This is a genomic window from Streptomyces sp. NPDC057638 (assembly GCF_042800315.1).
Lineage (GTDB): Bacteria > Actinomycetota > Actinomycetes > Streptomycetales > Streptomycetaceae > Streptomyces.
Window position 1 is genome coordinate 1 of record NZ_JBHVHF010000058.1, and the last position, 19,089, is coordinate 19,089.

Here is a 19,089-nt window from a genome sequence, read left to right on the forward strand (position 1 = left end):
GCACCCATGGGTGCGCGGCTCCCCCTCCCCCGTACCGCGCGTGACATCTCCCCCGTACTACGCGTGACGCTTCGAGGACCGCTTCCTGCCGCGGCCCAGCAGCAGCCGGGGCAGTGCCGCCGGGATCGGGTGGCGCGTGGTCGCCGGGGTGGCGGGCGGCGGAGCCGCCAGCGAGGACGTCGGCAGCTCGGTCGTCGAGGACTCGGGGGTGAGCCGCAGCACCCGGCACTCACGGGACCAGCGCTCCACCATCCGCTCGGCGTCCACGGCGTTCAGCCGCTTGCCCTTCAGCTCGGTGGTGACGGCCTCCCAGGGCTCGCTGTCCGGCGCCACCGCGCTGACCCGGGCCGTCCAGGCGACCAGCCGCCCGCCCTTGTCCTTGCTGCGCACGGTCACCCGGGCGGTGCCGCCGTCGGTGAGACCGGGCAGCGGCTGCTCGCCGGGGCCGTCGCCGACGAGGTAGGCCGCGCCGTCGTGCCAGGCGTGCCAGAGCGCCCGCTCGGGGCCGTCGCCCCGGACCCAGATCAGCCCGGACTTCTTGGTGGCCTCTTCGACGAGGGCCTGGCCGAGTAGCTGTTCCGTCATGCCCGCAGCCTACCGACCCGCGCACAGCGTTCCCTCCCCCTCGTGGGGGTCTGTCCGGGGCCGTGCGGTCCAGCCGCCGCCGTCCGTCTCAGCGGGCCGCGCGCCGGTCATACGCCCCGTACCGCGACGCCAGCGCGTGGAACGCCTCCTTCGGTTCCCAGTGCCAGTCCGAGGCCGGGTCGGCCGGGTCGTTTCTGAGCGGCTTCACCAGCGCGTAGCTCGCCATGTCGATGTCATGGCGGGGGGAGTCGGGCCGGTGGATGGCGTCCGCCGTCAGGAACTCGAAGGCCATCGCCGCGTACAGCCCCATCCGCTCGAAGACCCCGAACACCTGGGTCAGATAGGCGGCCTGGGCCCGCTCGTCGCGGACGAGGTCGCCGATGATCTCGTACGGCCGCTTGTCGTAGTCGACCACCGCCCAGCCCATGCCGCCCGCCGCCGCCGCCCCTTCGTACGTACACGTCCCGAATTCCGTGATCGCCAGCGGCTTTCCCCAGCGCTGGAAGCGCCGCAGCTCATCGGCGTACCGCCCGGGGTCGGCGAAGAACGAGTAGTAGTCGATGCCGACGATGTCGAAGAGCCGCCAGTCCACCTCGTCGTGCTGGGCGGCGGCGTAGCTCAGCCGCCCCCGGAAGACAGCCCGGCCGACGGCCGCCGCCCGCGCGGTGAAGTCGTCGAGCTTGCGCTGCATATCGACCGGGTCGAAGGTGCCGTCCTGGAGCGTCTTGATCCGGTCCAGCACGGTGGCGCCCGGCACGATGCCGGGGACCAGCAGCCAGAACTCGCAGCCCACGCTCAGTTCGACGTTCGCGCCCTGCCGGCGGAGCCGCTCGGCACGGCGGCCGATCTCGGCGAGATGGTCGAGGGTCTCCCGCTGCGGCCGGTCCGTCAGAGTGGGTTCCAGCCAGATATGCAGCTGGTGTTCGGCCGCCTCGGAGGCGGTGGACGCGAGCCGCTCCACACCGTCACCGGTCACCTTGACCGAGTTGGCGCGCAGTTCGCGGGCGATGGCGCGGACATCGTGCCGCATGCGCCGGGCGCTCCACGCCGTGCCGGGGCTCTCGCCGTCGACCAGGGTGTAGCAGACCCCCCGGTAGCGGACCCCCCGGCCGCCGTGTCCCCGCTCCGGTCCGGGGGCGAGCGCCGTGGCGGCCGGGGCGGCGACGACCCCGGCCCCGAGGGCGGCGGCCCCCGCCGCCCCGGCCGCCGCCAGGAATCCGGCCCTGCTCATCTCCAGCTTGATCATGGTCCATGCCCCTCCGTCGCCGTTCCGTTCCCTCGGGTCTGTGCCGGGTCCGGCCTCCGGCGGTGCCCACTCTGGTGCGGACGGGACCGGTCCGCCGTCGGCCGAAGGTCGCCGATGGATGACGTACGGATGAATCCGCGGACGCGCGGGACGGACCAAAGGAGGGCCCGGGGTGTGAGCGGTGGGACCCAAGACGGGCCTGGGGCGGTCTCTCCCGGCCCGAGGGGTGGCCTCTCCGGGCCCCGGGACTGTCCCTCCGGGCCCGGGGCCGGAGACGGAACGCGCGATCAGTGAGGCGACCGACGACGCCCATGGCCACCGGGGGGCACCGACGGTGATCACCGGAGCGGCCCGCGGAAGGCCGCCGCCGGGACGGGCCCTCGCCGCCGGGAAGCCGCCCTGAAGCCGCCCTGAAGCCGCTCTCCGAAGCGCCCCAGCGGCCGCCCGTGAGCCGCCGGAACCTACAGCCAGCCGTTGCGCTTGAGCATGCGGTGGATGCTGAAGCAGATGACGCCGATGGCGGTGAGCACCATGGGGTATCCGTACTTCCACCCCAGCTCCGGCATGTAGTCGAAGTTCATGCCGTAGATCCCGCAGACCGCCGTCGGGACGGCGATGATCGCCGCCCAGGAGGTGATCTTGCGCATGTCCTCGTTCTGCGCCACCGTCGCCTGCGCGAGATTGGCCTGGAGGATGGAGTTCAGCAGCTCGTCGAAGCCGAGGACCTCCTCCTGGACCCGGGCGAGGTGGTCGGCGACATCGCGGAAGTACTTCTGGATGTCCGGGTCGATCAGCCGCATCGGCCGCTCGCTCAGCAGCTGCATCGGCCGCAGCAGCGGGGTGACCGCCCGCTTGAACTCCAGCACCTCCCGCTTGAGCTGGTAGATCCGGCCGGGGTCGCTGCCGCGCTTGCCGCCCTTGGCGGGGGCGGAGAAGACATCGATCTCGACCTCGTCGATGTCGTCCTGGACGGCGGCGGCGACCGCGATGTAGCCGTCGACGACATGGTCGGCGATGGCGTGGAGGACCGCCGAGGGGCCCTTCGCCAGCAGTTCGGCGTCCTTCTGGAGCCCGTGCCGCAGGGCGCGCAGGGAGCCCTTGCCGCCGTGCCGGACGGTGATCACGAAGTCCCGGCCGGTGAAGCACATCACCTCGCCGGTCTCCACCACCTCGCTGGTGGCGGTGAGTTCGGCGTGCTCGACGTAGTGGACCGTCTTGAAGACGGTGAAGAGGGTGTCGTCGTACCGCTCCAGCTTGGGCCGCTGATGGGCGTGGACGGCGTCCTCGACGGCGAGCGGGTGCAGCCCGAACTCGGCGGCGATCCCGGCGAACTCCTCCTCGGTGGGCTCGTGCAGCCCGATCCAGGCGAAGCCGCCGCCCTCCCGCACCCGGAGCATCGCCTCACGGGGGGAGTGGGTGGTCTCGCTCTCCAGGCGCCGGCCGTCGCGGTAGACCGCGCAGTCCACGATGGCGCTGGAGGCTGAGGGGTCGTGGGGGGTGTGGGTCGCGCCGTAGGCGGGGTAGGGCGCGCTGCTCTTGCGCAGCGACGGGCGGACTACGGCGCGGAGGTCACGGATCATCGACATGGCTGACTCCTTCACGGAGAGGCCGTCGGGGCGCGGCACGGCACAGCCCGGAATGAGGACGTGCGCTGACGTCCACAGAGCGGGCGGTACCCGGCGTGCGGTGACGGCGTTCGCTACGGACAGACGAGGGGACGTGCCCTTCCGTCATGCGATGTGCCGTGCTCGGACGGTGCCGGGGAGAGAGGAACCCCGGGGGTCACTCGGTGAGGAGGCCCTCAGTTCACCGGGAGCGAGGCGGTACGGAAGAGCGGCTGGTACTGCACGGTCGACTTCGATCCACCGTGGACCCCACCTCCTCCGGCCGGTCCCCCGTGAGGGACTACGTGGGCCGGGACCGGCCGCCGACGCTCTACCGCGCCGCCGCCTCGTGCTTCTCGCACGCAATCCCGACCAGCGGCCAAGAGTATCAGCCGACTGGAGATCAATCCCTGTGCTTGCCCGCGTGATGAGCGTTTTATGCTCGCGGGATGGCAGAAGTTCTCGCTCTGGTCGAGGCCCGTTTGCGTACGGCGCTCGGCGAACCGGACGCCCGGGCCTCCGTGACCTTCCTCGGTACGGACCGGATCGAGGTCCTCCGCTTTCGTGGGGGTACGGAGGACGGCGGTGACGTTGTCCGATACGCGACCCTCGGCATGTCCGCCGGCCCCATGGCCGATCCCACCGCCGCCCTCGCCGACCCGGTCCGCGGCCCGCGCGCCGAACTGGTCCTGTCCGTACGGGGCGGACTGGCCGACACCGACCAGGTCCTCAGACCGCTCGCGGTCCTCGCGGCCTCCCCCCAGGTCGAGGGCGTCGTGGTGACACCGGGCGCCTCCCTGGACACCGGGGCGCCGCTGTGGCCCGCGGCGCCCTTCACCTCGGTCCTGGTGGGAGAGCCGGGCGGACTGGTCGAGGACCTGGAACTGGACGCCCCCAAGGACCCGGTCCGGTTCCTCCCGCTGCTGCCGATGACGCCCAACGAGAGCGCCTGGAAGCGGGTCCACGGCGCGCGGGCGCTCCAGGAACGCTGGCTGGCCGCGGGCACGGATCTGCGCGACCCCCGCCGCACCTCGGTCCCCCTCGACCCGGGCTGACACCGTCCGGGTACGGGTTCCTCCGGCCCCCGGCCCCCGGCACCCAGACACCGCGCTCGCCCCGCCCTCGTACCGGATCACCGTCCACAGCGCCCCGCCGGAGCGCCCCGGCCGCCGCCGGGCGCGCGCACCGGGCGGACGGCGCTATGTTGAGGAACTTCCCCGGTTGACCTCCCCGCGTCCGACGGGGACGGGCGCCCGCCCTCCGGTACCGCCGCGCTCCGGCGCACACGCCGGACGGGTGATCGTCCTTGACGCGACGACAGACGGATAGGACCGTGGAGCGCTATGAGGGGCGAACCCAGTTGCCCGAAGTGCGGTGGCCGGGTCAGGGCGCCCGGACTCTTCGCCGACTCCTGGCAGTGTGATGTTCACGGGGCCATCCAGCCCCTCCAGCCCGTGATCCCGCCCAGTGTGGAAGCCCTCGGTGTGGTGGTGCACCGGGCCCAGGTGCCGGTGTGGATGCCCTGGCCGCTGCCGGTCGGCTGGCTCTTCACCGGGGTGGCGTACGCGGGGGACGACCGCAGCGGCGGGCGGGCCACCGCCGTCACCTGTTCGGGCCCCGGGCCGCTCGGCGGCATCGGTGAACTGCTGCTGATCGCCGAGGAGATGGGCGTCGGGCTCGGCGCGCGGTTCGCCGGGGTGGACGGCCCCGACCCGGGACCGCATATCCAGCCCTCCCGGCCGCCGCAGGTCAAGATGCTCGCGGCCGGACGTCCCACCCCGCTCTGGCATATCACCGCCGCTCCGGACGACCGGGCGGTCTTCGCGGGGGAGGCCCGGGGGCTCTGGCTGTGGGCGATCGTCTGGCCGGAGCGGTCGGGGCTGCTGATGTACGACGAACTGGTTCTCACCGATCTGCGGGACGCGGGCGCGGAGGTCGAGCTGGTGCCGTGCGGGGCGCTGTCGCCGAGGCTGCTCTCGTAGAGCGCCGGTCCCGTCACGGGTCCGCGGCCCGCGCCGGGAGCCCGGTTACGGCCCTGCACGGCCCTGTACGTTTTCGTATGGCCTGGGCGAGGCGGGTCGCATCACCGCTGGTGGCGCGGGGCGCGGGGGCCCGTACCCGGACGGCCGCCGTCGTCGCGCCGGGTCGGTGCCGGATACACTTGGCCGTCCTCTGTCCACCCCTCACGCCGGGAGTCAGTTCGTGCGCATCGACCTGCACACCCACTCCACGGCGTCGGACGGTACGGACACCCCCGCCGAGCTGGTACGCAACGCCGCCGCCGCCGGACTGGACGTCGTCGCGCTCACCGACCACGACACCACCCGCGGCCATGCCGAGGCGCTCGCCGCGCTCCCCGGGACCGGGCTGACGCTGGTCACCGGAGCCGAGTTCTCCTGCGCGTACGAGGGGATCAGCCTCCATCTCCTCGGCTACCTCTTCGACCCCGCCGAGCCCGAGCTGCTGCGTGAGCGTGAGCTGCTGCGGGACGACCGGGTGCCGCGCGCCCGCGCCATGGTCGACAAGCTGCGCGAGCTGGGCGCCCCGGTCACCTGGGAACGGGTGGCCGCCATCGCCGGGGACGGCTCGGTGGGACGACCGCATATCGCCACCGCGATGGTGGAGCTGGGCATCGTGGCGAGCGTCTCGGACGCCTTCACGCCCGAGTGGATCGCCGACGGCGGCCGCGCCCATGTCCACAAGCACGAACTCGACCCCTTCACCGCCGTCCGGCTGATCAAGGCCGCGGGCGGGGTCGCCGTCTTCGCCCACCCGGGCGCCGCCAAGCGCGGGCGCACGGTGCCCGACTCCGCCATCGCGGAACTGGCCGCCGCCGGGCTCGACGGCATCGAGGTCGACCACATGGACCACGACGGGCCCACCCGCGAGCGGCTGCGGGCCCTCGCCGCCGACCTGGGGCTGCTCACGACCGGCTCCAGCGACTACCACGGCGGACGCAAGGACGTCCGGCTCGGTGAGTACACCACCGACCCGGAGATCTACGGCGAGATCACCCGACGCGCCACCGGGGCCTTCCCGGTGCCCGGCGCCGGTGGACCCCTCTCCGCCTAGGCTTTCCCGCCGCTTCTCCGCCGTTTCTCATCGGAGCCCGGTCCCGTCGTGTCCGACGGGGCGCGTGCGTGCCGACCTCCCTCAGCTCACCTCTCCCGCAAGGCTCATCGTGTTCGACCTCGCCGTCTTCGGCTCGCTCTTCCTCACCCTGTTCGTGATCATGGATCCGCCCGGGATCACGCCGATCTTCCTCGCCCTGACCTCCGGGCGCCCTGCCAAGATCCAGCGCCGGATGGCCTGGCAGGCGGTGGCGGTCGCCTTCGGCGTGATCACCCTCTTCGGTCTCGTGGGCCAGCAGATCCTGGACTACCTCCATGTGTCCGTCCCCGCGCTGATGATCGCGGGCGGTCTGCTGCTCCTGCTGATCGCGCTCGACCTGCTGACCGGCAAGACGGACGAGCCCAAGCAGACCAAGGACGTCAATGTGGCGCTGGTGCCGCTGGGCATGCCGCTGCTGGCCGGGCCCGGCGCGATCGTGTCGGTGATCCTCGCCGTCCAGAACGCCGACAGCGCCGCGCAGCAGACGGCCGTCTGGGGCGCGATCGTGGCGATGCATATCGTCCTCTGGCTGACCATGCGCTACTCGCTGCTGATCATCCGGGTCATCAAGGACGGCGGTGTGGTGCTGGTCACCCGGCTGGCGGGCATGATGCTCTCCGCCATCGCCGTCCAGCAGATCATCAACGGTGTCACCCAGGTCGTCCGCGGCGGCTGAGCCATACGCTGACGGGCTGACGCGCCGCGCCCCCGTACGGAACGGTCCGTACGGGGGCGCGGCGCGTCTGGCGGGTTACGCGGCGGGGGGTTCGGCCGGGCGGATGTAGAGGCGCTCACCGATGGCCGCCGCCTGCTGAACGATCCGGTTGACGGAGGCGGCGTCCACGACGGTGCTCTCGACGGCGGTGCCGTCGGTGTCGTCCAGGCGCATGATCTCGAAGCGCACGGCTTCTCCCTTCGTCTGATCCTCCTGTTCGGAGAACTGCTGTCCTCACTCTGTAACAGGCGTGGCCCATGCAAACATTCCCTACACTAAGGAAAATCTTCGCTTGGCTAAATACTGGCGGGCCACCGTGGGCTCCCTGACAATGGTCGGCGTATGAACGACACCGAAACCCCAGCGCAGCTCCAGACCCCCGACGCGGCCGTCGCCATGTCCCTCGACGCCCGGCTGGAGGCCACCAACGCACTGCTCCGGCGGATGCTCGCCGAAGTCTCCAAGACCCCCTCCACCCACGCGATCTTCGTGGACGCGGGCTATCTCCACGCCGCCGCCGGTCTGCTCGTCGCGGGCACCGAGGACCGGCGCTCCTTCGACCTCGACGCCGAGGGGATCATCGAGGCGTTCATCGACACCGCCCGCACGATCTTCGCCGACAGCAGACTGCTCCGCGTCTACTGGTACGACGGCGCCCGGCGCCGGATCCACACCCCCGAGCAGCAGGCCATCGCCGACCTCCCCGACGTCAAGGTGCGCCTGGGCAACCTCAACGCCAACAACCAGCAGAAGGGCGTCGACTCCCTGATCCGTACCGACCTCGAATCCCTCGCCCGGCACCGCGCCATCAGCGACGCGGCCCTCGTCGGCGGCGACGAGGACCTGGTCTCGGCGGTCGAGGCGGCCCAGGGCTATGGAGCCCGGGTCCATCTGTGGGGCATCGAGGCCGGCGAAGGCCGGAACCAGGCGCAGCCCCTGCTCTGGGAGGTCGACAGCCAGCGCGTCTTCGACCTCGACTTCTGCCGCCCCTATGTCACCCGGCGCCCGGTGACGATGTACGAGTACCCGGAGTTCGAGCGCGAGGGCGCGGCCGCCGGACCGCCTCCCTCACGGGACGAGGTCCGTTTCGTGGGAGCCCGGATCGCGGCCACCTGGCTCGGCGAACGCGGCCGTGAGGCCATGGCCGAACTCCTGCCCGGCCACCCCTATCTGCCCGGACCGGTCGACCAGGATCTGCTGATCGAGGCCGAGCGGCTGCTCCAGCGCTCCCTGCGGGGGCACGCGGTGCTGCGACGGGCGCTGCGGGACGGGTTCTGGGGGCATCTCCAGGGACAGTTCTGAGGGCCGCCGGCCTGGAGAGTCAGTGGCGGTCCCAGAACGCCGACACCGCCGCGGAGGTCTTCACCGGACGGTCGGTGTTCGGAGAGTGCTCCGCACCCGCGATCACCGTACGGTCCGCACCGAGCCGCTCCGCCATCGCGTCCAGCAGCGGCAGCGGCCACGTGTCGTCCCGCTCCCCGCTCACCACATGCTTGGGCAGCGCGCGCAGGGCCGCCAACTCCTCCACCCGGTCCGGCTCGACCGTGAGCTGGTGGCCGGTGGTGGTGAGCTGGAGCGGATGGTGGCGCAGCCAGCGGGCGCGCAGCCCGGCGCCGTCGGTCTCCGCCTCCTCCGGCGGGTCCAGCGCCTTCATGGCGTCCCACACCTGGTCCATCCCCATCACCGAGAGCGCGTCGCTGAGCAGCCGAACCTTCTCCCGCTGGTCCAGGGTGACCCTGGCCGGGCCGGAGGAGAGCAGTGTCAGCGTCCGGAACGGCTCCGGGTCCAGCAGCACGGCGGCCCGCGAGATCTGCCCGCCGAGCGAGTGCCCCAGCAGATGCACCGGCCCCGCGTCGACCGCCGCGGCCTGGGCCAGCACATCGCGGGCGAGGGCGTCCTGGGTGTAGGCGCCGGGACTGTCGGGCCCCGGTGTCTCGTACTGCCCCCGGCCGTCGATCGCGACCGCCCGGTAGCCGGAGTCGGTCAGCGGCTTGAGCATCGCGATGAAGTCCTCCTTGCTGCCGGTGAATCCGGGCAGCAGCAGCGCGGTCGCGGTGACCGGGCCCTCGGGCCGCGCGTCCAGGACGGCGAAGTCACCGCGTTCGGTGCGCAGGGTCGTGGCGCGGGCGCAGGGCGGCGGGGTGAAGGTCGGCGGACGGCTCATGGAAGTGAGGCTAGCGCCCGTGGCCCCGGCGGTCCCCAGGAGCGGGGCCAGGAGAGCGGCCCCTGCGCCGGGCCCGAGCGCGCCTCCGACGGATCGTGCGGGCTCGCGTGACCTGGCCTCCTCCACCGCCGGGCCTGGGGGCTCGGGTGGGGCTTGACCCCGCCTCCGGGCCTGGCGGCCCGGGGTGGCCCCCGCGGGGGCGCCGGTCGCCGATTCCCCCGGTACCCGGCGGCACGGAGGCACCCCATCCGTGCCGGGCGGCATGGGCGGTGCCCGGCACGGCCTGGGGAGTGACCCCCGCACCACCGGCCCCCGCCCCCTGACCCGGACCGATCCCGCGGAAACGCCGAGGGCCCGGCCCCTCTCGGAGAGAGGAGCCGGGCCCGGAAGCGGCGGTCGGTGGTCCGGTCAGGACTCCGACTGCGCGGCCTTGCGAGTCCGCGTACGGCGGGGTTTGACCTCCGCGGCGGCCTCGGTCGCCGTCGCGGTGGTCTCCGGCGCGGCCGCGGTCTTGCGGGCGCGCGTGCGCCGCGGCTTGACCTCGGCGGTCTCGGCGGCCTCGGCCGGAACCGCGGCGGTCACCTCGGCGGGCGCGGCGCCCGCCTCGGCCGCCACGGCCTTGCGGGTCCGGGTGCGGCGGGGCTTGACCTCGGCGGTCTCGGCGCTCTCGGCCGGGACCTTGACGCTCTCGGCGGGTGCCGTGGCGGTGGTCTCCGCCGCGGCGGTCGCCTTGCGGGTCCGGGTGCGGCGCGGCTTGACCTCGGCGGTCTCGGCGGTGTCGGTCAGGGCCTGGACCGTCTCGGCGGGTGCCGTCACGGTGTCCGCGACCTGCGGTGCGACCGTCGCGGTGGACTTCACCGTACGGGTACGGCGACGACGGGGCTTCGCCGACTCCTCCGTCTCCTCCGCCACCGGCGTCACAGCCTCGGTCACCGGCGCCACGGCCTCCGTCACCGGAGCGGTCGCGGTCACGGTGGCCACGGCGGAGTCCGCCGCGCCCGACCGCGTACGGCGGCGACGACGCGGGGTGCGCGGCTCGGTGGCCGCCGCCTCGCCGGTCGGCGCCGTCGCGACGGAGCTCGCGGATTCGGTGGTCACCGCGGTCACGGCGCCTTCCTCGGTCGTCCCGTCGGCCGCCAGACCGCCCCGCGTACGCCTGCGCTGACGCGGGGTACGGGTCCGGACCGGGCGCTCCTCGACGACCTTGGCCGAACGACGGCCGCGGCCGCCCGTCTCGCCCAGGTCCTCTACCTCCTCCGCCGCCAGACCGGCGCGGGTGCGCTCGGCACGCGGCAGCACGCCCTTGGTGCCCTCGGGGATCTCCAGCTCCTCGAAGAGGTGCGGAGAGGTGGAGTACGTCTCCACCGGCTCGGGGAAGCCCAGGTCGAGCGCCTTGTTGATCAGCTGCCAGCGGGGGATGTCATCCCAGTCCACCAGCGTCACCGCCGTGCCCGAGGCGCCCGCGCGCCCGGTGCGGCCGATGCGGTGGAGGTAGGTCTTCTCGTCCTCCGGCGACTGGTAGTTGATGACGTGCGTCACGCCCTCGACGTCGATGCCGCGCGCGGCGACGTCGGTGCAGACGAGCACGTCCACCTTGCCGTTGCGGAACGCCCGCAGCGCCTGCTCACGGGCGCCCTGGCCCAGGTCGCCGTGGACGGCGCCCGAGGCGAAGCCCCGGCGGGCGAGCTGCTCGGCGATGTCCGCCGCCGTCCGCTTGGTCCGGCAGAAGATCATCGCCAGGCCGCGGCCGCGCGCCTGGAGGATGCGGGAGACCATCTCCGGCTTGTCCATGGAGTGGGCGCGGTAGACCCGCTGGGTGATGTTGGCGACCGTCGCGCCCTCGTCGTCCGGCGCGGTGGCGCGGATGTGCGTGGGCTGCGACATATAGCGACGGGCCAGGCCGATGACCGCGCCCGGCATGGTCGCCGAGAAGAGCATCGTCTGCCGACGGGCCGGCAGCTGCTGGATGATCTTCTCGACATCCGGCAGGAAGCCCAGGTCGAGCATCTCGTCGGCCTCGTCGAGCACCAGCGCGCGCACCTTGGAGAGGTCCAGCTTGCGCTGACCGGCGAGGTCGAGCAGACGCCCAGGGGTGCCGACGATCACGTCGACGCCCTTACGCAACGCCTCGACCTGGGGCTCGTAGGCCCGGCCGCCGTAGATCGCCAGCACGCGCACATTCCGTACCTTGCCCGCGGTGAGCAGGTCATTGGTGACCTGCGTGCACAGCTCACGGGTGGGAACGACGACGAGCGCCTGCGGGGAGTCGGTGAGCTCCGAGGGCTCGGCGCGGCCCGCCTCGACATCGGCGGGGACGGTGACGCGCTCCAGCAGCGGAAGGCCGAAACCGAGCGTCTTGCCCGTGCCGGTCTTGGCCTGGCCGATCACATCGGTGCCGGAGAGCGCGACGGGGAGCGTCATCTCCTGGATGGGGAACGGGTTCACGATGCCGACGGCTTCGAGTGCTTCCGCCGTCTCGGCCAGAATGCCCAGATCCCGGAAAGTCGTAATCTGCGTAGTCAGGGTGTTGCCTCTTCTGTGAGACGCGGCGCGAGGCGAACGCGGGGGTCGTACCGCAACATGTACACGGACCGGCCGTGGGGTGACCGGCCGTGGGATGGCCGTGCGGGACCACTGCCGTCGCTCTAGCGCTCTCGCCGCTGAGGGGGCCCCTCTTCTGCGGTCGCACATGAGCGCGGCCCGCACGGAGGGCGGTCGGGTCGGAGCCGATCGTGCCACCGACCGGGCATCCTCATGGGGGTTCGGAAGGAATGAATCCCTCAGTCAAACACGGTGATCGCCCACCGAGAATCGCAAAAAACTCGCCGGGCGCATTACCACTGTACCCCGGATTCGCGCATGTGTGTTGGGCGAATTCCCGGGAAGGTCCTGACGGAGATCGACTAGGCGCCCTCATGAGAGCCGCCGGAGATCTTCGCCGGAGCCTTCCGGAGATCTCCGGGAGAAGCAACCGAAGGGCCCTGACTACTCCCCGGAGAGGCCCAGTGGAGGCCCAGGGCGTCCGCGTGGCGCCGGGAGCCGCCGGGACCGGGCCTCCCGTGCCCTGAGCGGGGCCGGGCAGCGGGCTATTGTGCGCTGCATGGAGACGCCTGACAACGCCGCCGGACACACCGGCGACGCCACCGAACACGACGCCGCCGAACCCACCGGTATCGCGGCCATGGACTGGACCGCCGCGTCCGCCGACCCCCAGTACCGCGCGGCCGTCGTGGACCTGCTCGGGGCGCTGGCCTACGGCGAGCTGGCGGCCTTCGAGCGGCTCGCCGAGGACGCCAAGCTCGCCCCCAGCGTCGGAGACAAGGCGGAGCTGGCGAAGATGGCCTCCGCCGAGTTCCACCACTTCGAGCGGTTGCGCGACCGGCTGGCGGCGATCGAGGTCGACCCGACCGCCGCGATGGAGCCCTTCGCCCAGCCACTGGACGACTGGCACCGCCAGACCGCCCCGTCCGACTGGCTGGAGGGCCTGGTCAAGGCGTACGTCGGTGACTCGATCGCCCAGGACTTCTACCGGGAGGTCGCGGCCCGGCTGGACTCCGACACCCGGGCCCTGGTCATCGGGGTCCTCAACGACACCGGCCACGGCGACTTCGCCGTGGAGAAGGTGCGGGCCGCGATCGAGGCCGACCCCCGGGTCGGCGGACGGCTGGCGCTCTGGGCGCGACGGCTGATGGGGGAGGCGCTCTCCCAGGCCCAGCGGGTCGTGGCGGAGCGTGACGCGCTCTCCACGATGCTCGTCGGCGGCGTCGCGGGCGGGTTCGATCTGGCGGCGGTCGGTGAGATGTTCACCCGCATCACCAAGGCCCACACCAAGCGGATGGCGGCCCTGGGCCTCGCCGCCTGAGGACCGCGCCTGTGGCTACCGGGGCCGGTAGCCCCCTGTGTCCCGCCACCGGGCGGGCACGGGGGCGGGTCGCCGGGCGCAGGTCAGAAGGGGTGGCGGGTCAGAGAGGGAACGCCCGGCGCAGCGCCCGGGTCGACGGCCGGAGCAGCAGCGAGAGCAGAACCGTCCCGATCAGCGCCGCCCCGATCAGGGTCCCCGCCAGATGGCCGGGCCCCAGCGCCGCGTGTGTCACCCAGGCCCCGAAGAGCGCTCCGAGCGGGCCGGTGAGCAGGACCACCCGGCGTCCCGGCAGCCGGTCCGTGAGACGGCGGTCGGCACCCCACGCGAGGGCGAGGCCGACCAGGACGGAACCGAGGGCTTCCCACAGCACTGCTGATCACCTCGCGCACATCGGATCGGGGGCGGGTCGTAGCCCGTAACTACCCGTCGCCCTCAGAACACAACCCTCGTCGCGGGGCCGCCGCGTGGGCCTCTTGAGGGGGGCTGCGGGGTCGCGTGGCGCGCTGTCGAGAGCGGCTGGAGGGGGGTGGCGCTGATGTGCCGATGCGCCCGGGGGCGGCCGGGTTCGCTGTGCGTCGCTCGTGTGGTGTGCGGTCCGCGGGCTGCGGGTGCGGTGTCTGTCGTTGCCGCCGCCGTCCGTGTGGCGGGTGCGCTGTCTGTCGCTGCCGCCGCCGTCCGTGTGGCGGGTGCGCTGTCTGTCGCTGCCGCTGTCTTCTGTCTGCGGGGTTCGGTGGCCTCCGGGCTCACCTCCTCGTGAGCGGCGGACGAGGCGTCGTCGGTCTCGTGAGACCTGGATCTCCGCCACTCCCTGCGGGGGCGACCCTGCACCCCCCGAACGTGCCCCCTGACCCCCGGCTGCGGTGGTTGCGGTCGGTGGGGCCGTGACCCGTTGTCGACACGCGAAGGGCGCCCGCCCCCGGATTTCCCGTGGGAGTTTGGCCACCGGGTTCGCTCATGGGGCTCTGCCGGTGAGTAGCTCCGTGTGAGGGCTCGCTCTACCCGAGGTCGGTTCTGAGCCAAAGGGGCGCGTCTGAGAATCTCTCCCCCAGGCTCCGCCTGGGGGAGAACGAACCGCAAAAAACTAAACAGCTCCGAAGCCGACGCGGCGGGTGGCCGGTTCGCCGATTTCGATGTAGGCGATCCGGTCCGCGGGGACGAGGACCTTGCGGCCCTTGTCGTCCGTCAGGGAGAGGAGCTGGGCCTTGCCGGCCAGGGCCTCCTCCACCGCGCGCTCGACTTCCTCGGCGGACTGTCCGCTCTCCAGAACGATCTCCCGCGGCGTGTGCAGCACGCCGATCTTGACCTCCACGGCCGTGTCCCTCCGAACGGTCAGCGTTGCGCGGCCAGCCGCGCCGTACCCCGCACACACTAGCCCGGTCAGAGGGCCCGACGGTGGCCTGGGGGAACGCCAGGAGCGAACAGGGGGCCGCCGGGTCCTCCGGCCGGGGTCAGCGCTGGTCGGGCTGGTGGTCGGTGCCGTGCAGCGGGAAGCCCGCGATACCGCGCCAGGCGAGGGAGGTCAGCAGGTGGACTGCCGTGTCGCGGGGGATCCCGGAGTCGCTGGCGAGCCAGTAGCGGGCCACCACCTGGGAGACTCCGCCGAGGCCCACGGCCAGCAGCATGGATTCCTCCTTGGACAGGCCCGTGTCCTCGGCGATGACGTCCGAGATCGCCTCGGCGCACTGGAGGGAGACCCGTTCCACCCGTTCCCGTACGGCGGGTTCGTTGGTCAGGTCGGATTCGAAGACCAGCCGGAACGCGCCGCCCTCCTCCTCGACGTAGGCGAAGTAGGCGTCCATGGTCGCCGCGACCCGCTGCTTGTTGTCGTGGGTCGACGCGAGGGCGGTGCGCACGCCCTGGAGCAGGGCCTCGCAGTGCTGGTCGAGCAGGGCGAGATAGAGATCGAGTTTGCCGGGGAAGTGCTGGTAGAGAACCGGTTTGCTCACTCCGGCCCGCTCGGCGATGTCATCCATCGCGGCCGCGTGGTAACCCTGGGCCACGAATACCTCTTGTGCGGCGCCGAGGAGCTGATTCCTGCGGGCTCGGCGTGGCAGGCGTGTGCCTCGTGGGCGCGTCGCCTCTGTCTGCTCGATGGCTGTCACGCCGCCTCCCAAAATTCGTTCCTTACGCGGTGTGCGCCGCGCCCGCCATCGTACTTTTGGGTAACCCGGCCATGCGCGTCGCGGAAGCAGAATTTCATGGACCGGACAGTCCCGGCAGCTCCCGATTCGGGGGCAAAGAGGGGCAGGTCATCGATAGTCGTCCTCGTCCAGGGCGACGACACGCGTCTGTTCCAGGGCGTCCGCCACGTTGGCGGAGGTGTTCTCGGCCCGGGGCGGGGGGTCGTCGGTGCGCTGGCTCACTTCCGTGTGCTGCTCCGCCGCGTCGGCCTCGGGGACTTCCTCGCCGAGGCCGTTCGCGCTGTCGGCGGCGGCGTCGTCGTCGGAGTCGGCGGTGTTGGGGTAGGGGTCGGCGGCGAAGTTCTCCTCGAAGCTCTCCGCGTTCCTCTCGGGGGGTGTGGACCCGGTGTAGCGGTCTCCGGCGTTCGCGTCGGGCGCTTCCGGGCCGGTGGCATCGACGGCCATACGGCACCGCGCTCCCTCGTTCGGGACTCGTTCCCGCCCCGGCCGTGGCTCCCGGTGCGGCCGTGGCCGGTGAGCCGGATGGGCCCGTGGCGGGCCTCTTCTTCGAGCGTAGGAGTTCTCTCAGCCCGGCGCTATGCGATGTGTGACGCCGAACACACGGTTCGCGGTGTGATCGTCTCGTAACATTGCCGCTATGTCTTCGACCGAGCTGCCGGGAGTCCGCGCCGCGACCAGCACCGCGTACGGCGAGCGAGGCATCCCGGCCGTCCGGGTCGCCGAGGGTGAGGAACTGCGCTCGGTCGCTCTGTCCGGCCTCACGCTCACCGTCCGTTCCCGGCCGCCGACGCGTGCCGGGCTGCCGCCCGCGCTCTATCTGCACGGCCTCGGCGGCTCCTCCCAGAACTGGTCGGCGCTGATGCCGCTGCTCGCGGACGCCGTCGACGGCGCGGCGGTCGACCTGCCGGGCTTCGGGGACTCGCCCCCGCCCGACGACGGCAACTACTCGGTGACCGGCCATGCCCGTGCCGTGATCCGGCTGCTCGACGCGGGCGGACGCGGCCCCGTCCATCTGCTGGGGAACTCGCTGGGCGGCGCCGTCGCCACCCGGATCGCCGCCGTCCGTCCCGATCTGGTGCGTACCCTCACCCTCGTCTCGCCCGCCCTGCCGGAGCTGCGGGTGCAGCGCACCGCCGTGCCCACCGGGCTGCTCGCGATGCCCGGTGCCGCCGCGCTCTTCGCCCGGCTCAGCCGGGACTGGACCGCCGAGCGGCGCGCCCGGGGCGTGGTGGACCTCTGTTACGGCGACCCGGGGCGCGTCTCCGGGGACGCCATGCGCCACGCGGTGGAGGAGATGGAGCGCCGGGTTCAGCTCCCGTATTTCTGGGACGCGCTGACCCGCTCCGCGCGCGGCATCGTCGACGCCTACACCCTCGGCGGCCAGCACGGGCTGTGGCGTCAGGCCGAGCGGGTTCTCGCACCGACCCTCCTGGTCTACGGTGGCCGGGACCGGCTCGTCGGGTACCGCATGGCGAACCGGGCCGCCGCCGCCTTCCGTGACTCCCGGTTGCTGACGCTCCCGGACGCCGGGCACGTGGCGATGATGGAGTATCCGGACGAGGTCGCGGCGGCCGTCCGGGGCCTGCTCACCGACGACGCCGCGAGGAGCTGATCGGGTCCCGTGGGACGACACAGCCGCAAGGGCCCCGCCCCCGCACCTGCCCCTACTCCCGCCGAGGGCGCCCCTTCCGTCCCCTCCGCCGCCCCGCCGGGGCATGGACCGGGGGGATCCGGGCCGTACGAACCGGCTGAGCGGGAGGCCGGGGGACCGGGTACCGGGCGCCGTCGCAGGGCGGCGGGCGCCGAGCGTTCTCCGGGTCCTGGCGGGTACGGCACCGGCGACGGTGGCACCGGGTACGGTCCCGGGCCGGGGGCGTACGGCGCGGGGCCGGGCGAGTACGGTCCCGGGCACGTCTCCGACCACGGCGTTCCGGGGCGGCGGTCCGCCCCCGGGATGCCCGCTCAGGCCCAGGGCGGTGCGCCCGGCCATTCCGGAGGCGGGCACGGTCAGGCGGGTGCCGTCCATCCGGGGGCTGTCCATCCCGGTCACGCCGGAGCCGGTCACGCCGTTCATCCCGGTCACGCCGGTCATGCCCAGAACGGGCCCGGAGGGTTCTCCGGTTCCGGTGGCCCCGGTGGGTTCACCCGGGGCGGGCACCCCGAGCAGCATGAGCCGGGCGGGGGCTGGGGCGCCGCACCCACGGTGGCGCGGCAGCCCGCCGTGCCCGCTCCCGGCGTTCCGCCCGTTCCCGGAGCGCCCCGGAACCCCGGGGCGGCACAGGCCACCGTCACCGCGCAGATGCCGGCCGTACCCCAGAGTCCCGCGGCCACTGAGGCAGGGGCCCCCACCGCGCCCCGGCCCCGCTCGGCGGGGACCGGGTCGCGGATACCCGGCCCTCGGCAGGAGTCCCCCGACGGGCCCGCAGATGACCTGGACGCCGGTGCCGCCGACGGTGACGACGGGCGGCCCGGCTCGCGTCAGCGCGCCACGCGTCCCGCCGGGGGCAAGGCCCGCACCCTGACCGGTGTTGCCTGTCTGGCCGTGACCGCCGTGCTCGCGGTCGTCGTCGCCGGGCAGGTCGATGAGGCCGGGGCGTCCCGTCCGGCCCAGCCCGTCAGCGGGGAGGACCGGGGCGCGGAGGAGTCCGCCTCCCGATCCGACAACCGGCAGCCCCATGGCGCCACCGTCCGGCCGCCCGCGGCGCCGACCTACGAGCAGCGCATGGCCGCGTTGCTGCCCATCGATCCCGCGCTGACCGCCGATGGTGAATTCGAGGCGGTTCCGGGCTTTGACCGGGCGCCGGGCCAGGGTCGGAAGATCCGCTATCGGGTCGACATAGAGAAAGGTCTGGGAATGGACGGCGCGCTTTTCGCGACCGCCGTCCAGAAGACCCTCAATGACGATCGCAGCTGGGCGCATGACGGGGCGATGACATTCGAGCGCATTTCCTCCGGTGAACCGGAATTCGTCATCACTCTGGCGAGTCCGGGAACCACCCATGTCTGGTGTGCCAAATCCGGCCTCGACACCTCCATCGGGAATGTCTCCTGTGACGCGGCCGCCACCGACCGGGTGGTCGTCAACGCCTACCGCTGGGCCCAGGGGTCGCCGACCTACGGCCCGCGTGCCATGCACGCCTACCGCGAGATGCTCATCAACCACGAGGTGGGCCACCGGCTCGGTCACGGTCATGTGAACTGCCGGACCAAGGGCGCGCTCGCGCCCGCGATGCAGCAGCAGACGAAATCCCTCCGTGTCGACGGGGTGACCTGCCGCCCCAACCCCTGGCCGTATCCGGCGAGTTGAGGCATGGCGCGGCTCCGGTGCCCGGGTGGGGCGCCGGACGCCGCGTTGACACCGGCCGGTGGGGTCGTTCATTGTTCTCCGCATGTCACACCGCCACGCCGCCTTCGAACGCGCCGCCATTGAGCTGGCGCTGATCGGCGTGACCGGGCACAGCGTCGCTGACGTGCACTGTCGCTGATATCCGCCCGAGCGCGCGTCGGCCCTTCCGTCGCGGACACTCTTCTGTTCTGTGCTGACCCCGGTTCCGGCTCTTCCGCCGGGCCCCCGGTCGTGCCCGCTCCGTGTCCGTGAGGTCGTTCCCCTCTCCTTCCGCCGCGCTCCGGGCGTCCGTCGTCCGTGGGCGCGGTTTGTGGT

The 19,089-nt window shown here is 72.7% G+C and carries 19 protein-coding genes; 9 read left to right on the top strand and 10 right to left on the bottom strand.

Going from position 1 to position 19,089, the window contains the following annotated elements; translation table 11 throughout:
• Nucleotides 1–57: 57 nt before the first annotated feature.
• The 3 genes from ACFVIM_RS11315 to ACFVIM_RS11325 form a co-directional block, all read right to left on the bottom strand.
• Nucleotides 58–585: a hypothetical protein gene (locus ACFVIM_RS11315; RefSeq protein WP_384300444.1), complete on the bottom strand. Its 528-nt coding sequence runs from the start codon at nucleotides 583–585 to the stop codon at nucleotides 58–60.
• Nucleotides 586–673: 88 nt separating this feature from the next.
• Complete coding sequence (locus tag ACFVIM_RS11320; protein ID WP_384300445.1) at nucleotides 674–1,831, bottom strand: abortive phage infection protein; 1,158 nt, start codon at nucleotides 1,829–1,831, stop codon at nucleotides 674–676.
• Between the two features lie 461 nt (nucleotides 1,832–2,292).
• Entirely contained in the window at nucleotides 2,293–3,417 is a 1,125-nt protein-coding gene (locus ACFVIM_RS11325; protein WP_384300446.1) for a magnesium and cobalt transport protein CorA, read from the bottom strand.
• Between the two features lie 467 nt (nucleotides 3,418–3,884).
• On the opposite strand from ACFVIM_RS11325, the gene ACFVIM_RS11330 reads away from it, so the two are divergent.
• The 4 genes from ACFVIM_RS11330 to ACFVIM_RS11345 all read left to right on the top strand — a co-directional run bounded on the left by ACFVIM_RS11330 (nucleotide 3,885) and on the right by ACFVIM_RS11345 (nucleotide 7,222).
• Nucleotides 3,885–4,490: a suppressor of fused domain protein gene (locus ACFVIM_RS11330; RefSeq protein WP_384300447.1), complete on the top strand. Its 606-nt coding sequence runs from the start codon at nucleotides 3,885–3,887 to the stop codon at nucleotides 4,488–4,490.
• A 288-nt stretch (nucleotides 4,491–4,778) separates the two neighbouring features.
• The gene (locus ACFVIM_RS11335; RefSeq protein WP_384300448.1) at nucleotides 4,779–5,417 is read left to right on the top strand and encodes a DUF6758 family protein; all 639 of its coding nucleotides are present in this window, start codon (nucleotides 4,779–4,781) and stop codon (nucleotides 5,415–5,417) included.
• 220 nt (nucleotides 5,418–5,637) lie between these two features.
• Nucleotides 5,638–6,507, top strand: a complete 870-nt coding sequence (locus tag ACFVIM_RS11340; protein ID WP_384300449.1) for a PHP domain-containing protein — start codon at nucleotides 5,638–5,640, stop codon at nucleotides 6,505–6,507.
• A 109-nt stretch (nucleotides 6,508–6,616) separates the two neighbouring features.
• Nucleotides 6,617–7,222 (top strand): MarC family protein, encoded by a 606-nt coding sequence (locus tag ACFVIM_RS11345; protein ID WP_384300470.1) that lies wholly within the window; start codon nucleotides 6,617–6,619, stop codon nucleotides 7,220–7,222.
• Between the two features lie 75 nt (nucleotides 7,223–7,297).
• Here ACFVIM_RS11345 and ACFVIM_RS11350 read toward each other — a convergent pair whose 3' ends face one another.
• Nucleotides 7,298–7,450 (bottom strand): hypothetical protein, encoded by a 153-nt coding sequence (locus ACFVIM_RS11350; protein ID WP_384300450.1) that lies wholly within the window; start codon nucleotides 7,448–7,450, stop codon nucleotides 7,298–7,300.
• A 153-nt stretch (nucleotides 7,451–7,603) separates the two neighbouring features.
• On the opposite strand from ACFVIM_RS11350, the gene ACFVIM_RS11355 reads away from it, so the two are divergent.
• On the top strand, nucleotides 7,604–8,563 hold the full coding sequence (locus ACFVIM_RS11355) for an NYN domain-containing protein (protein ID WP_384300451.1): 960 nt from the start codon (nucleotides 7,604–7,606) through the stop codon (nucleotides 8,561–8,563).
• 19 nt (nucleotides 8,564–8,582) lie between these two features.
• Here the strand turns inward: ACFVIM_RS11355 and ACFVIM_RS11360 are convergent, their stop codons facing one another.
• Both ACFVIM_RS11360 and ACFVIM_RS11365 read right to left on the bottom strand, forming a co-directional pair.
• Complete coding sequence (locus ACFVIM_RS11360; RefSeq protein WP_384300452.1) at nucleotides 8,583–9,425, bottom strand: alpha/beta fold hydrolase; 843 nt, start codon at nucleotides 9,423–9,425, stop codon at nucleotides 8,583–8,585.
• 408 nt (nucleotides 9,426–9,833) lie between these two features.
• The gene (locus ACFVIM_RS11365; RefSeq protein WP_384300453.1) at nucleotides 9,834–11,846 is read right to left on the bottom strand and encodes a DEAD/DEAH box helicase; all 2,013 of its coding nucleotides are present in this window, start codon (nucleotides 11,844–11,846) and stop codon (nucleotides 9,834–9,836) included.
• 679 nt (nucleotides 11,847–12,525) lie between these two features.
• Here ACFVIM_RS11365 and ACFVIM_RS11370 point away from each other — a divergent pair.
• The gene (locus ACFVIM_RS11370; RefSeq protein ID WP_384300454.1) at nucleotides 12,526–13,287 is read left to right on the top strand and encodes a ferritin-like fold-containing protein; all 762 of its coding nucleotides are present in this window, start codon (nucleotides 12,526–12,528) and stop codon (nucleotides 13,285–13,287) included.
• Nucleotides 13,288–13,387: 100 nt separating this feature from the next.
• Here ACFVIM_RS11370 and ACFVIM_RS11375 read toward each other — a convergent pair whose 3' ends face one another.
• The 4 genes from ACFVIM_RS11375 to ACFVIM_RS11390 form a co-directional block, all read right to left on the bottom strand.
• A complete protein-coding gene (locus ACFVIM_RS11375) occupies nucleotides 13,388–13,657 on the bottom strand; it encodes a hypothetical protein (RefSeq protein ID WP_384300455.1) in 270 nt (89 codons plus the stop codon).
• A gap of 711 nt (nucleotides 13,658–14,368) precedes the next feature.
• A complete protein-coding gene (locus ACFVIM_RS11380; protein WP_384300456.1) occupies nucleotides 14,369–14,596 on the bottom strand; it encodes a DUF3107 domain-containing protein in 228 nt (75 codons plus the stop codon).
• A 139-nt stretch (nucleotides 14,597–14,735) separates the two neighbouring features.
• Nucleotides 14,736–15,389, bottom strand: coding sequence for a TetR/AcrR family transcriptional regulator (locus ACFVIM_RS11385; protein WP_384300457.1), 654 nt, complete (start codon nucleotides 15,387–15,389; stop codon nucleotides 14,736–14,738).
• Between the two features lie 147 nt (nucleotides 15,390–15,536).
• Nucleotides 15,537–15,872, bottom strand: coding sequence for a hypothetical protein (locus ACFVIM_RS11390; protein ID WP_384300458.1), 336 nt, complete (start codon nucleotides 15,870–15,872; stop codon nucleotides 15,537–15,539).
• Nucleotides 15,873–16,065: 193 nt separating this feature from the next.
• Here ACFVIM_RS11390 and ACFVIM_RS11395 point away from each other — a divergent pair, with 193 nt between their 5' ends.
• The 3 genes from ACFVIM_RS11395 (at nucleotide 16,066) to ACFVIM_RS11405 (ending at nucleotide 18,913) form a co-directional block, all read left to right on the top strand.
• Nucleotides 16,066–17,040 carry an alpha/beta fold hydrolase gene (locus ACFVIM_RS11395; RefSeq protein ID WP_384300459.1) on the top strand — a complete coding sequence of 325 codons (975 nt, stop codon included), beginning with the start codon at nucleotides 16,066–16,068 and terminating at the stop codon, nucleotides 17,038–17,040.
• Nucleotides 17,041–17,727: 687 nt separating this feature from the next.
• Nucleotides 17,728–18,735 carry a DUF3152 domain-containing protein gene (locus tag ACFVIM_RS11400; RefSeq protein ID WP_384300460.1) on the top strand — a complete coding sequence of 336 codons (1,008 nt, stop codon included), beginning with the start codon at nucleotides 17,728–17,730 and terminating at the stop codon, nucleotides 18,733–18,735.
• Nucleotides 18,736–18,817: 82 nt separating this feature from the next.
• Nucleotides 18,818–18,913 (top strand): Ms4533A family Cys-rich leader peptide, encoded by a 96-nt coding sequence (locus ACFVIM_RS11405; protein ID WP_384300461.1) that lies wholly within the window; start codon nucleotides 18,818–18,820, stop codon nucleotides 18,911–18,913.
• Nucleotides 18,914–19,089 lie beyond the last annotated feature (176 nt).

What these genes read in the sequence shown, in the direction of transcription:
- ACFVIM_RS11400 (WP_384300460.1), top strand. Translation starts at nt 17,728, where the DNA reads ATGCCGGCCGTACCCCAGAGTCCCGCGGCCACTGAGGCAGGGGCCCCC.
- ACFVIM_RS11330 (WP_384300447.1), top strand. Translation starts at nt 3,885, where the DNA reads ATGGCAGAAGTTCTCGCTCTGGTCGAGGCCCGTTTGCGTACGGCGCTC.
- ACFVIM_RS11360 (WP_384300452.1), bottom strand. Translation starts at nt 9,425, where the DNA reads ATGAGCCGTCCGCCGACCTTCACCCCGCCGCCCTGCGCCCGCGCCACG.
- ACFVIM_RS11335 (WP_384300448.1), top strand. Translation starts at nt 4,779, where the DNA reads ATGAGGGGCGAACCCAGTTGCCCGAAGTGCGGTGGCCGGGTCAGGGCG.
- ACFVIM_RS11365 (WP_384300453.1), bottom strand. Translation starts at nt 11,846, where the DNA reads ATGACGCTCCCCGTCGCGCTCTCCGGCACCGATGTGATCGGCCAGGCC.
- ACFVIM_RS11315 (WP_384300444.1), bottom strand. Translation starts at nt 585, where the DNA reads ATGACGGAACAGCTACTCGGCCAGGCCCTCGTCGAAGAGGCCACCAAG.
- ACFVIM_RS11405 (WP_384300461.1), top strand. Translation starts at nt 18,818, where the DNA reads ATGTCACACCGCCACGCCGCCTTCGAACGCGCCGCCATTGAGCTGGCG.
- ACFVIM_RS11320 (WP_384300445.1), bottom strand. Translation starts at nt 1,831, where the DNA reads ATGATCAAGCTGGAGATGAGCAGGGCCGGATTCCTGGCGGCGGCCGGG.
- ACFVIM_RS11325 (WP_384300446.1), bottom strand. Translation starts at nt 3,417, where the DNA reads ATGTCGATGATCCGTGACCTCCGCGCCGTAGTCCGCCCGTCGCTGCGC.
- ACFVIM_RS11355 (WP_384300451.1), top strand. Translation starts at nt 7,604, where the DNA reads ATGAACGACACCGAAACCCCAGCGCAGCTCCAGACCCCCGACGCGGCC.
- ACFVIM_RS11390 (WP_384300458.1), bottom strand. Translation starts at nt 15,872, where the DNA reads ATGGCCGTCGATGCCACCGGCCCGGAAGCGCCCGACGCGAACGCCGGA.
- ACFVIM_RS11370 (WP_384300454.1), top strand. Translation starts at nt 12,526, where the DNA reads ATGGAGACGCCTGACAACGCCGCCGGACACACCGGCGACGCCACCGAA.
- ACFVIM_RS11395 (WP_384300459.1), top strand. Translation starts at nt 16,066, where the DNA reads ATGTCTTCGACCGAGCTGCCGGGAGTCCGCGCCGCGACCAGCACCGCG.